Raw genomic sequence first — 11,685 nt, 5'->3', positions numbered from 1 at the left:
TCTGCGCCGCTGTCTGCCGCTCTCGTCCTCGCCCTCGCGCTGATCCTCGCCTGGGCCCTTGACGCCATCTTTGGCGAACCCCGCAGCTCTCTGCACCCCGTCGCCTGGCTCGGCAAGCTGCTGTGGCCCCTGGGTTGCCGGCTGCGCGTGCTGCCGCAGTCTGCGGCGTTCTGGGGTGGGGCGCTGTCGTGGATCGTGCTGGCCGGCGGTGCCGCCGCGCTCGCGTGGTGGGTGCAGAAGCAGCTGCTCGGCGTGGCGTGGTGGTGGTCGATCCCGGTGCTGGCGCTGCTGCTCAAGCCGATGTTCGCCTGGCGCATGGTGCGCGATGAAGTCATTGCCTTCGAAGACAGCCTCACCCTCGGCCTGGAGCCGGCGCGCGAGCGCCTGTCGCAGCTCGTCAGCCGCGACCTGAGCGACTTCGACGAAGACACGCTGCGCGAGACCGCCATCGAGACACTCGCCGAGAACCTCAACGATTCGGTCGTCGCACCGCTCTTCTGGTTTGCCGTCTTCGGCCTGCCCGGCGCCGTGCTCTACCGCGTGGCCAACACCATGGATGCGATGTGGGGCTTCCGCGGTGTGTGGGAATGGGCGGGCAAGTGGTCGGCGCGCGCCGACGACGTTCTCTCGTGGCTGCCCGCGCGCCTCACCGCGCTCAGCCTCTACCCCGCGTGGCGTGCGGCCAGCTGGCGTTCGCTCAAGCGGCAGGCGGGGCGCACGCCGTCACCCAACGGCGGCTGGGCGATGGGCGCGATGGCGCTGCGCTTGGGCGTGCGGCTGGCCAAGCCGGGCGTCTACGTGCTCAACGAAACGGGTGCCGCGCCCTCGTCGCGCAACATGGTGCAGGCGCTGGGCTTCGCCACCATGGCCGCCTGGGCGGCGATGGTGCTCACCGTGCTGTCGTGGGTGGCGAGGGCGGTGTGAGCTCACGAGGCCGCGCCCGCGCGGTGTTGGTGCTCGGCACCACCAGCGGCGCCGGCAAGAGCTGGCTCGCCACGGCGCTGTGCCGCTGGTATGCGCGCCAGGGGCTGAAGGTGGCGCCGTTCAAGGCGCAAAACATGAGCAACAACGCGCGCGTCGTGCCGGGCCCGGGTGGTCGCCTGGGCGAGATCGGCAGCGCGCAGTACTTCCAGGCGCTGGCCGCGCGGCGTGTGCCCGAGGTGCGCATGAACCCGGTGCTGCTCAAGCCCGAGCACGACACGCGCAGCCAGGTGGTGGTGATGGGTGAGGTGCGGCCCGACTTGGCGGCCGTGCCCTGGCGCGAGCGCAGCGAGGCGCTCTGGCCGTTCGCACGCGAGGCGCTGCAGTCGCTCGCCGCCGAGAACGACCTGCTGGTGATCGAAGGCGCCGGCTCGCCGGCCGAGATCAACCTGCATGCGAGCGACTTCGTCAACATGCGCACCGCACGCGAGGCAAACGCCGCCTGCCTGCTCGTCACCGACATCGACCGCGGCGGCGCCTTCGCCCACCTCTACGGCACGCACCAGCTCTTGCCCGAGGCCGAGCGCCGCCTGCTGCGCGGCTTCGTGTTGAACCGCTTCCGTGGCGACGCGAGCCTGCTCGCGCCCGGCCCGCAGCAACTGCAAGACCTCACCGGCGTGCCGACCGTCGCCGTGCTGCCCCTGTGGCGCGGCCACGGCCTGCCCGAGGAAGACGGCGTGTTCGACGACACGCCCACCGGCCACGGCGGAGGCACGCGCATCGCCATCGTGGCCTACCCGCGCATCAGCAACCTCGACGAATTCCAGCCGCTGCGCCAACTGCCCGGCGTGCGGGTGAGCTGGGCGCGCAGCGTGGCCGATCTGGCGTCGCTCGGCGGGGGCGACTGGATCGTGCTGCCCGGCTCCAAGCACACGAGTGGTGACCTCGCGTGGCTGCGCTCGCAGGGGCTCGACGGCCCGATCCATGCGCACGCCGCACGCGGTGGCCGTGTGCTCGGCGTGTGCGGCGGCCTGCAGATGCTGGGCGAGTCGCTGCATGACGCGCATGGCGTCGACGGCAGCGCGGCCGGCCTGGGCTTGCTGCCGCTCGTGACGCGCTTCGAGCCGCACAAGCTGCTGTCCGCCACGCCGGTGCGTTTCCCGCCGCTGCAGGGGGCTTGGCAGGCCTTGTCGGGCGTGCAGGCCGAGGGCTATGAGATCCGCCACGGTCGCACCGAACCCGCTGCGGGCGCCAGCGCGCAAACGGCACTTTTCAACCCCCGAGGCGAGGCCATCGGCTGGCAACACCGCAACGTGCTCGGCCTGTACGCTCATGGCCTCTTCGAATCGGCCCCGGTGATGCAGGCGCTGTTCGGTGCCGGCGTGCAGCCGCTGTCGGCCGTATTCGACGGGCTTGCCGACTTCATCGACACCCATTTCGAACCCGGCGCCTTGAGGCGCCTGGCCGAGGCACCTTTCCCGCCATGAACCTGCCCGAGATCGCTGACCTCCACGACACCGCGCTGCGCCAGCGGCTGCAGCAGCGGCTGGATCGCAAGACCAAGCCGACGGGGTCGCTCGGGCGCATCGAGTCGCTGGCCTTGCAGGTCGGGTTGATCCAGTGCAGCGAGACCCCGCAGTGGCGATCGCCGCAACTTCTCGTGTTCGCTGGCGACCATGGCCTGGCCGCACGCGGCATCTCGGCCTACCCGAGCGACGTGACCTGGCAGATGGTCGAGAACTTCCTCGCGGGCGGCGCGGCGGTGAGCGTGCTCGCGCGCCAGCACGGGCTAGCGCTCAGCGTCGTTGACGCGGGCGTGAACCACAGCTTCGCACCGCGCCCCGGGCTGATCGACCGCAAGATCGGCTTCGGCACCGCCGACGCGCTGGTGGGCCCGGCGATGAGCGAGGGGCAGTGTGTGCAGGCCATCGAGGCCGGTCGGGAACTCGTGCGCTCGCTGCCGGGCAATGTGGTGCTGCTGGGCGAGATGGGCATCGGCAACACGTCGAGCGCGGCCCTGCTGCTGGCGCGCCTGGGTGGCGAAGACCTCGAGCGCTGCACGGGCCGGGGCACCGGGCTCGACGATGCCGGCCTCGCGCGCAAGCTCAACGTGCTGCGCGCAGTGCTCACACGTCACCGCGAGGCAAACACGCCCCTGGCCGTGCTGGCCGCGATGGGTGGCTTCGAGATCGCGATGCTCGCGGGCGCGGCGCTGCAGGCGGCGGCGGAGCGGCGCACGGTGGTGGTGGATGGCTTCATCGCCGGTGCTGGCGTGCTGGCGGCGGCGCGGCTCGTGCCGCGTGTGCTGGGCTACTGCGTGCTGGCGCACCGCTCGGCCGAGCCCGGGCATGCAGCACTCATCAAACACCTGGGGGCCGAACCGTTGCTCGATCTGGGGCTTCGGCTCGGTGAAGCCTCCGGTGCGGCGCTCGCGTGGCCGCTGCTCGTGAGCGCGCTCACCTTGCTCGAACAGATGGCGAGCTTCGAGTCGGCGGGTGTGTCCGACCGCCAGGAAAAGCGCGCTCCATGATTCGCCACGAGCTGCGGCTCATCGGGGTGGCGTTGCAGTTCCTGACGCGCGTGCCGGTGCGGGTGGGCTTCGACCCGCTGTGGCTGAACCAGAGCGCACGGCACTTCCCACTGGTCGGCGCCTTCGTCGGCGCAGTGGGCGCGCTGGTGCTGTGGGCGGCGAGCCTCGTCTTTCCGCCTGCCGTGGCGGTGGGGCTCTCGATGATCGCGACGGTGCTGCTCACCGGCGCCTTCCACGAAGACGGCCTGGCCGACACCTGCGATGCTCTCGGCGGCACGGTGAGCCGCGAGCGGGCGCTCGAGATCATGAAGGACTCGCGCATCGGCACCTATGGCGCGGTCGGCCTGCTGCTGGTGCTGGGCCTCAAGGCGGCCACGCTCGCGGCGCTGCCGGTGGCGTGGGCGGTGGCGGCGCTGCTGCTCGCGCACACCGTGTCGCGCACGGCCGCGGTGGCCTTGATCCGCTTCCTGCCCTATGCGGGGGATGTGTCGCTGGCGAAGGCCAAGCCGCTGGCGCAGCGCATCTCAGGCGGCGGCTTCGTCGTGGCACTCGGGTGGTCGCTGGTCGTCGGTGGTGCGGTGATCGTGTGGCAAGCCGCGTGGTGGCCGATGGTGGCCACGGCATGGGCCGTGGCCGTCGCCTCCGCTTGGGTCTGCGGGCGCTGGTTCATGCGCCGGCTGGGCGGCATCACCGGTGATGCGCTCGGCGCCACGCAGCAATTCACCGAACTCGCCGTGCTGCTGGGCTGGCTCGCATGGTGGCCCCGCTGATCGTCTGGCGCCACCCGCGGCCCGTGGGGGCGCAGGGGCGTTGCGTGGGGCGTGTCGACCTGCCGGTGGACCGGCGCAAGGCCAAGCGCCTCGCGCACCGCATCCGCCAGCGGGTGCGGCGTGAAGCGTGGTCACGGGTGGTCGTCACCTCACCGCTGAGGCGCAGCGCCGAGGTGGGGCGATGGCTCGCGCGCTGGGGCTTCGAGCACCGCATCGATGCGCGCCTGTGCGAACTCGATTTCGGGCGCTGGGACGGCCAGCATTGGGCCGAGATCGATGCTGCCGATATCGGCGCCTGGACCGAGGCCTTCGCCGACCACGCGCCGGGGGGCGGCGAATCGGTGCGCGAGCTGATGGCGCGCTGCCGCTCGTTCCTCGATGACCTCGGTGACATGCCGCTGTGCGTGGTGGGCCATGCCGGGTGGATCAACGCGGCCCGTTGGGTCGCAGCCGGAGCGTCGCACCCGCGCAGCGCGGCCGAGTGGCCTGCGGCCGTGCCCTACGCCGCGGCCGTGAGCTTCTTCAGCAGCTCGGGCGGCGCCGAGTCGCAATAGCGCAGCACCTGGCACTGCTCGCACAGCGGGCGCCGCGCCTGGCACACATAGCGGCCATGCAGGATCAGCCAGTGGTGCGCATGGTGCAGGTACTCGGCCGGCACGCGCTTGAGCAGCCCCATCTCCACTTCGAGCGGGTTCTTGCCCGGTGCGAGGCCGGTGCGGTTGCTGACACGGAAGATGTGCGTGTCGACCGCCATCGTCGGCTCGCCGAACACCACGTTGAGCACCACGTTGGCCGTCTTGCGGCCCACGCCAGGCAGCGCTTCGAGCGCCTCACGGTCGTGCGGCACCTGGCCGCCGTGCTGCTCAACGAGGATGCGGCTCGTCTCAACCAGGTTCTTCGCCTTGTTGCGGAAGAGGCCGATGGTCTTGATGTGTTCGCTGACCCCTTCGACGCCGAGCGCGACCATCTTGGCCGGCGTGTTGGCGGCGGCGAAGAGCCTGCGCGTGGCCTTGTTGACGCCGGCATCCGTGGCCTGCGCCGAGAGCAGCACGGCGGCCAGCAGCTCGAAGGCGTTGGTGTATTCCAGCTCGGTGACGGGGTGCGGGTTGGCGGCCTTGAGGGTGGCGAAAAAGGGCTCGATCGACGACGTCTTCATGGACGCCGATTGTCTCAGCGGGTGAGGTCGTCGGGCGGCGGGGCCTGGAGGAGAAGTTGCGCGACAGGCTTGGGTGGTTCACCCGGTTTGGGAGTCTTCTTGGGGTCGCATGCCAGCATGGCGCCCACGGCGGCTGCCAGCACGATCCACCACCCAGCCCGGTTCATGCGCCATGTGCCCGGTGATGGACTCAATAGCGCGATTGCAGCTCGCGGATCTGCTCGCGGGCCTCGCCCTGGCGGATGGCGAAGGTGCGTTGCGTCTTGCCCGTGGCGTGTTCGCGCACCTTTTCGCCCTGGTGTTCGTCTCCGAACAGGCGGCCCCAGCCTTTGCGAGCGTGACCCTTGGTCTTCAGCTGGCCACCGATGCGATCTCGATTCATGTCGGCTCCCGTGAGTGACGTGAGTTGCGGGCCCGAAGCTGAACCCGTGCGCACAGCGTAGGCGCCGCTCTGCGAGGCCCAAGTCAGCCCTCTGCAACGGGGGTTGTCGGAACTTGCCGCAACCGGGCGTAGGACGGCGCCGACAGGCGCCTGGGTTTCAGGGTGCGCCGTTGCGCCGCCGGGCGCGCGCCAGGGCGGCGGCGATGCGGCTTTCCTTGGTCACTGGGGCTTGCGAGTCCGGCGCTGGAGACGAGGTCGCCTGCAGCGCCTGGGCCCGCGCCGCGAGGCGGGCGCTGCGCTCGTCGGCGTCGCGCTGCAGCCGCAGGCGATGAAAGGCGTAGCGCGTCTTGGCCTCATCGGCCTGGGGGGCGCTCCAGGCCTGCCAGCCGGTCGCCTCGCCGCTGACGTTGACGAGCGAGATGCAGTCGACCGGGCACACCGGAATGCACAGCTCGCAGCCGGTGCACAGCGGGTCGATCACCGTGTGCATGCGCTTGGCGCCGCCCACGATCGCATCGACCGGGCAGGCCTTGAGGCACAGCGTGCAGCCGATGCACCAGGCTTCGTCGATCACCGCCAGCTGGCGCGGGCCTTCGAGGCCGTGCTTCGGGTCGAGGGGGAGGGCGGGGCGCCCGGTGAGCTGCGCCAGCCTTGCCACACCGTCAGCACCACCGGGCGGGCACTGGTTGATGCCGGCCTCGCCGTGCGCGATGGCCTCGGCGTAGGACCGGCAGTCGGGGTAGCCGCAGCGCGTGCACTGCGTTTGCGGCAGGGCGTCGTTGAGCGCGTCGGCGAGGGCGGCAGCGGTGGGAGGCGGTGCAGTCACCCGGCTGAGCTTACGCGGCTCGCTTGCGCGCCGGCGCGGCCTTGCGTGCAGCCTTGCGCGGGGCGGCGGCAGCCTTGCGCGGCGCCGAAGCCGGGGCCTGGTGCGACGCGATGAAGTCGCGCAGTTCCGGGTAGACCTTTTCGCGCCAGCGGCGGCCCGAGAAGATGCCGTAGTGGCCCGCGCCTTCCACGTCGTAGTGGAACTGGCGCGACTTCGGGATGCCAGTGCACAGCTCGTGCGCGGCCTTGGTCTGGCCGGCGCCGGAGATGTCGTCGAGCTCGCCTTCGATGGTGAGCAGGGCCGAGGTGGTGATGTCTTGCGGGCGCACGAGGTTGCCGCCCACGTCCCAAGTGCCGTTGACCAGCGCGAAGTCCTGGAAGATGGTCTTGATGGTGTCGAGGTAATACTCGGCCGGCATGTCGAGCACGGCGTTGTATTCGTCGTAGAAGGCGCGGTGGAACTCGGCGCTTTCATCCTCGCCGCGCATCAGGTCCATGAAGTAGTCGTAGTGCGACTTCAGGTGCCGGTCGGGGTTCATCGCGATGAAGCCGCTGTGCTGCAGGAAGCCCGGGTACACACGGCGGCCGTTGCCCGGGTAGTTGGTGGGCACGCGGTAGATCACGTTGTTCTCGAACCACTCGTAGCTCTTGTTCATCGCCAGGTTGTTGACCGCGGTCGGCGATTTGCGAGCGTCGATGGGGCCGCCCATCATGGTCATGGTGCGCGGCGTGAATTCGCCGGCACTGGCCATCAGCGAGATCGCAGCGAGCACCGGCACGGTCGGCTGGCACACCGAGATCACGTTCACCTCGGGGCCGATGTGGCGGATGAACTCCTGCACGTAGTAGATGTAGTCGTCGAGGTGGAAGGGGCCGGCCTCGGTGGGCACCATGCGGGCGTCGGTCCAGTCGGTGATGAACACCTTGTGGTCGATCAGCAGCATCTTTACCGTCTCGCGCAGCAGCGTGGAGTGGTGGCCGGAGAGCGGCGCGACCACGAGCACGGTGGGTTGCTCCTTCAGCTTGGCGAGCACGGCGGGGTTGTCGGTGAAGCGCTTGAAGCGCAGCAGGCGGCAGAAAGGCTTCTCGATGGCGACCTGCTCCTGCACTGCCACGTCGACACCCGCCACCTTGACGGAGGTGATGCCGAACTCGGGCTTCTCGTACTCCTTCGAGAGCCGGTGCATCAGGTCGAGGCCAGCCGAGACGCGGTGCGCCAGCGGCGTGTGCGTGAACGGAGACAGCGGGTGGCTGTACAGCTTGGCCGAGGCGCTGGCGAATTCCGAGAACGGGCTCAGCAGCGCGCGGTGGGTTTCATAGAGTTGATACAGCATCGGAGTTCCTCGTGAGCGTGGATCGCACGCCAGTGCACGCTTGTGCGTTGCAACATTCTAGGCAGCTGCCCTGAATCGTGCAGATGACAGCGGCGGGTGGAAACCCCGAAAAGGCACCAGAAGAGGGCCTAGTGTGTTTTTGTGCGTGCGTTTGCCGCACAAGGGGTGTCCCTGGCGGGACACCCGGGGGCGGATCAGCTCACCTTGGCGATGGCGCTGACCACGGCGTCGATGTTCTTCTTGTTGAGCGCGGCCACGCAGATGCGGCCGGAGTCGACGCCATAGATGCCGAACTCGCTGCGCAGGCGCTGCATCTGCTCCTTGCTGAGGCCGGAGTAGCTGAACATGCCCTTCTGCGAGGTGATGAAGCTCATGTCCTGCTTGATGCCCGCGGCCTTGAGCTTGTCGACCAGCAGCGTGCGCATCTCCTTGATGCGAACGCGCATGCCGGCGAGTTCTTCTTCCCACAGAGCGCGGAGGGCCGGGGTGTTGAGCACGGTGGCCACCACCTGTGCGCCGTGCGTCGGCGGGTTGGAGTAGTTGGTGCGGATCACGATCTTGAGCTGGCTCAGCACGCGGGCCGCTTCGTCCTTGCTCTCGCACACCACGCTGAGCGCGCCCACACGTTCGCCGTAGAGCGAGAAGCTCTTGGAGAACGAGGTGGAGACGAAGAAGTCGAGGCCGGCGGCCATGAACTGCTCGATGACGGCGCCGTCTTCCTGGATGCCTTCGCCGAAGCCTTGGTAGGCCATGTCGAGGAAGGGCACGAGCTTGGCGGCCTTGACGGCATCGACGACTTGGGCCCACTGGGCGGGGGTGATGTCGTAGCCAGTCGGGTTGTGGCAGCAGGCGTGCAGCACGACGACCGTGCCGGCGGGCGCCGCCTTCAGGCCGGCGAGCATGGCGTCGAAGTTCACGCCCTTCTTGGCCGCGTCGTAGTAGGGGTAGGTGTCGACCGTGAAGCCGGCATTGGTGAAGAGCGCGCGGTGGTTTTCCCAGCTGGGGTCGCTGATCAACACTTTGGCGTTGGGGTTCAGGCGCTTGAGGAAATCGGCGCCGATCTTCAGGCCGCCGGTGCCGCCGATGCCCTGCACGGTGGCGACACGGCCTTCCTTCACGGCGGCGCTGTCGGCGCCGAAGACGAGGCCTTGCACGGCCTTGTCATACGCGGCGATGCCGTCGATGGGCAGGTAGCCGCGCGCGGTCGGCGCTTCCATCATCTGCTTCTCGGCCTGGGCCACGCACTTGAGCAGGGGCAGCTTGCCGTTCTCGTCGAAGTACACGCCGACGCCGAGGTTCACCTTGTTCGGGTTGGTGTCGGCGTTGAACTGCTCGTTCAGGCCCAGGATGGGGTCGCGGGGGGCCATTTCAACGGCGGCAAACAACGAGGTCATGGGACAGTCCTTGTCAGTAGAGCGGGGGAATGATTTGGGCTAACCTGAACGATTGCCCTGCGTGCGCGGGGAAACCCGGAGATTTTATCTGCCATGGCCGAGATGTCAGAAGTGGTCGAGCAGCCCGCGGCGGGCGAGTTCGTGAGCTTTCCCGATTCACCGTTTCAGTTGTTCCAGCCGTACCCGCCGGCCGGGGATCAGCCCGCGGCGATCCAGCAGCTGGTGGAAGGCGTGCGAGACGGCCTGAGCTTCCAGACGCTGCTGGGGGTGACCGGCTCTGGCAAGACCTTCACCATGGCCAACGTGATCGCCCGGCTCGGCCGGCCGGCGATCGTGTTCGCGCCCAACAAGACGCTCGCCGCGCAGCTCTACAGTGAGTTCCGCGAGTTCTTCCCGAAGAACGCGGTCGAGTACTTCGTCAGCTACTACGACTACTACCAGCCCGAGGCCTACGTGCCTCAGCGCGATCTGTTCATCGAGAAGGACAGTTCAATCAACGAGCACATCGAGCAGATGCGCCTCTCCGCAACGAAGAGCCTGCTGGAGCGGCGTGACGTGGTGATCGTGGCCACGGTCTCGGCGATCTACGGCATCGGCAACCCGAACGACTACCACCGCATGGTGATGACGCTCAGGAAGGGCGACAAGATGGGCCAGCGCGACGTGATCGCGCAGCTCATCCGCATGCAGTACACACGCAACGAGCAGGATTTTTCGCGCGGCACGTTTCGCGTGCGCGGCGACACGATCGACGTGTTCCCGGCCGAGCACTCGGAGCTGGCGGTACGCATCGAGCTCTTCGACGACGAGGTGGAGACACTGCAGCTCTTCGACCCGCTCACCGGGCGTATCAAACAGAAGATCGTCCGCTTCACGGTCTACCCGTCGAGCCACTACGTGACGCCGCGCGACCGTGTGCTGGCCGCCATCGACACCATCAAGCAGGAGTTGCGCGAGCGGCTCGACGAACTCGTGAAGGCGGGCAAGCTCGTCGAAGCTCAGCGGCTCGAACAACGCACCCGGTTCGACCTGGAAATGCTGCAGGAGATCGGCCACTGCAAGGGCATCGAGAACTACACGCGGCACCTTTCGGGCTCGGCGCCCGGCGAGCCGCCGTCGACGCTGGTGGATTACCTGCCGAAAGACGCGCTGATGTTCCTCGACGAGTCCCACGTCCTGATCGGCCAGCTGGGCGGCATGTACAACGGCGACCGGGCGCGCAAGACGACGCTCGTCGAATACGGATTCCGCTTGCCGAGCGCCCTCGACAACCGGCCGCTGAAGTTCGAGGAGTTCGAGAAGAAGATGCGCCAGGTGATGTTTATCTCGGCGACGCCGGCCGACTTCGAAAAGAAGAACTCCGGGCAGGTGGTCGAGCAGCTGGTGCGCCCGACCGGGCTCATCGATCCGGTGGTGGAAGTACGCCCCGCCACCCACCAGGTCGACGACGTGCTGCAGGAGATCAACGAGCGGGTGAAAGTCAACGAGCGGGTGCTCATCACCACGCTCACCAAGCGCATGGCCGAGCAGCTCACCGACTACCTGAGCGACAACGGCGTGAAGGTGCGCTACCTGCACAGCGACATCGACACCGTGGAGCGTGTCGAGATCCTGCGCGACCTGCGACTGGGCACCTTCGACGTGCTGGTGGGCATCAACCTGCTGCGCGAGGGGCTGGACATCCCCGAGGTGTCGCTCGTGGCCATCCTCGATGCCGACAAGGAAGGCTTCCTGCGTTCGGAGCGCTCACTGATCCAGACCATCGGCCGCGCCGCCCGTAACCTGAACGGCAAGGCCATCCTCTATGCCGACAAGATCACCGACTCCATGAAGCTCGCGCTGACCGAGACCGAGCGGCGGCGCGCCAAGCAGATGGCGCACAACGAGGCCGAAGGCATCACGCCGCGCAGCATTCAAAAGCAGGTGCGCGACCTGATTGACGGCGTCTATAGCGAGAAAACCAAGGACGCGCAGAGGGTTTTGGAGGCTGCGGCGGTTGAAGCCTTGTCCGAGAAAGACCTCGCAAAACGCATCAAACAGCTGGAAAAACAGATGCTCGAACACGCTCGCAACCTCGAATTCGAGAAAGCCGCGCGGGTGCGGGATCAGCTTGCGACCTTAAGAGAGCAAGCATTTGGGGCTCCGGGGACCGACAATGTGTCACCCGAACCGGCCGGGTCGAAGTAAGTGTCAGGGTGGAAAAGCAGGCCAATGAGCCTGCTCACCGAGGGGGAACTTCCTTAGCCAATGCCGACCGAATCAGTGGGTTTCATATATACTTGAGTAAACCTGTCGGATTAATCCGCGGGTTAACCCGCCCCATGAGGGCGGTGCTTGCGAGCGTGAAGCCACCATTGATCGCTTTCATTGACT

General features: G+C 68.0%; 10 protein-coding genes. 6 read left to right on the top strand and 4 right to left on the bottom strand.

Annotated features, from left to right (window positions below; all coding sequences use genetic code 11):
- Positions 1-9 precede the first annotated feature (9 nt).
- The 5 genes from cobD to KF892_06155 are packed head-to-tail and all read left to right on the top strand — an operon-like array spanning position 10 to position 4,775.
- Positions 10-924: a cobalamin biosynthesis protein CobD gene (cobD, locus tag KF892_06175; GenBank protein ID MBX3624580.1), complete on the top strand. Its 915-nt coding sequence runs from the start codon at positions 10-12 to the stop codon at positions 922-924.
- Complete coding sequence (locus KF892_06170) at positions 921-2,408, top strand: cobyric acid synthase (GenBank protein ID MBX3624579.1); 1,488 nt, start codon at positions 921-923, stop codon at positions 2,406-2,408. The genes cobD and KF892_06170 overlap by 4 nt, the downstream gene beginning before the upstream one ends.
- A complete protein-coding gene (cobT, locus tag KF892_06165; protein ID MBX3624578.1) occupies positions 2,405-3,451 on the top strand; it encodes a nicotinate-nucleotide--dimethylbenzimidazole phosphoribosyltransferase in 1,047 nt (348 codons plus the stop codon). The genes KF892_06170 and cobT overlap by 4 nt, the downstream gene beginning before the upstream one ends.
- On the top strand, positions 3,448-4,221 hold the full coding sequence (gene cobS / locus KF892_06160) for an adenosylcobinamide-GDP ribazoletransferase (GenBank protein ID MBX3624577.1): 774 nt from the start codon (positions 3,448-3,450) through the stop codon (positions 4,219-4,221). Before cobT ends, cobS begins: the two co-directional genes overlap by 4 nt.
- The gene (locus KF892_06155; protein ID MBX3624576.1) at positions 4,206-4,775 is read left to right on the top strand and encodes a histidine phosphatase family protein; all 570 of its coding nucleotides are present in this window, start codon (positions 4,206-4,208) and stop codon (positions 4,773-4,775) included. Before cobS ends, KF892_06155 begins: the two co-directional genes overlap by 16 nt.
- On the opposite strand, the gene nth is transcribed toward KF892_06155, so the two are convergent.
- The 4 genes from nth to KF892_06135 form a co-directional block, all read right to left on the bottom strand.
- The gene (nth, locus tag KF892_06150) at positions 4,721-5,377 is read right to left on the bottom strand and encodes an endonuclease III (protein ID MBX3624575.1); all 657 of its coding nucleotides are present in this window, start codon (positions 5,375-5,377) and stop codon (positions 4,721-4,723) included. The two genes, KF892_06155 and nth, sit on opposite strands and share 55 nt — an antisense overlap.
- A gap of 190 nt (positions 5,378-5,567) precedes the next feature.
- Complete coding sequence (locus KF892_06145) at positions 5,568-5,759, bottom strand: hypothetical protein (protein ID MBX3624574.1); 192 nt, start codon at positions 5,757-5,759, stop codon at positions 5,568-5,570.
- 157 nt (positions 5,760-5,916) lie between these two features.
- Positions 5,917-7,059, bottom strand: coding sequence for an electron transport complex subunit RsxB (rsxB, locus tag KF892_06140; protein MBX3624573.1), 1,143 nt, complete (start codon positions 7,057-7,059; stop codon positions 5,917-5,919).
- A gap of 1,053 nt (positions 7,060-8,112) precedes the next feature.
- Entirely contained in the window at positions 8,113-9,312 is a 1,200-nt protein-coding gene (locus KF892_06135; GenBank protein MBX3624572.1) for an aspartate/tyrosine/aromatic aminotransferase, read from the bottom strand.
- A gap of 93 nt (positions 9,313-9,405) precedes the next feature.
- On the opposite strand from KF892_06135, the gene uvrB reads away from it, so the two are divergent.
- Positions 9,406-11,499 carry an excinuclease ABC subunit UvrB gene (gene uvrB / locus KF892_06130; protein ID MBX3624571.1) on the top strand — a complete coding sequence of 698 codons (2,094 nt, stop codon included), beginning with the start codon at positions 9,406-9,408 and terminating at the stop codon, positions 11,497-11,499.
- Positions 11,500-11,685 lie beyond the last annotated feature (186 nt).

This window comes from Rhizobacter sp. (genome assembly GCA_019635355.1).
In the GTDB taxonomy this organism is placed as follows: Bacteria; Pseudomonadota; Gammaproteobacteria; order Burkholderiales; family Burkholderiaceae_C; genus Rhizobacter.
Note: the sequence above shows the minus strand (reverse complement) of the source record. Positions and strands in the feature narration are given on the sequence as shown.

Bases quoted from the DNA above. Each gene is read 5' to 3' on its own strand.
- uvrB (MBX3624571.1), top strand. From the start codon at position 9,406: ATGGCCGAGATGTCAGAAGTGGTCGAGCAGCCCGCGGCGGGCGAGTTC.
- cobS (MBX3624577.1), top strand. From the start codon at position 3,448: ATGATTCGCCACGAGCTGCGGCTCATCGGGGTGGCGTTGCAGTTCCTG.
- KF892_06135 (MBX3624572.1), bottom strand. From the start codon at position 9,312: ATGACCTCGTTGTTTGCCGCCGTTGAAATGGCCCCCCGCGACCCCATC.
- KF892_06155 (MBX3624576.1), top strand. From the start codon at position 4,206: ATGGTGGCCCCGCTGATCGTCTGGCGCCACCCGCGGCCCGTGGGGGCG.
- rsxB (MBX3624573.1), bottom strand. From the start codon at position 7,059: ATGAAAGCGCCGAGTTCCACCGCGCCTTCTACGACGAATACAACGCCG.
- KF892_06145 (MBX3624574.1), bottom strand. From the start codon at position 5,759: ATGAATCGAGATCGCATCGGTGGCCAGCTGAAGACCAAGGGTCACGCT.
- cobT (MBX3624578.1), top strand. From the start codon at position 2,405: ATGAACCTGCCCGAGATCGCTGACCTCCACGACACCGCGCTGCGCCAG.
- nth (MBX3624575.1), bottom strand. From the start codon at position 5,377: ATGAAGACGTCGTCGATCGAGCCCTTTTTCGCCACCCTCAAGGCCGCC.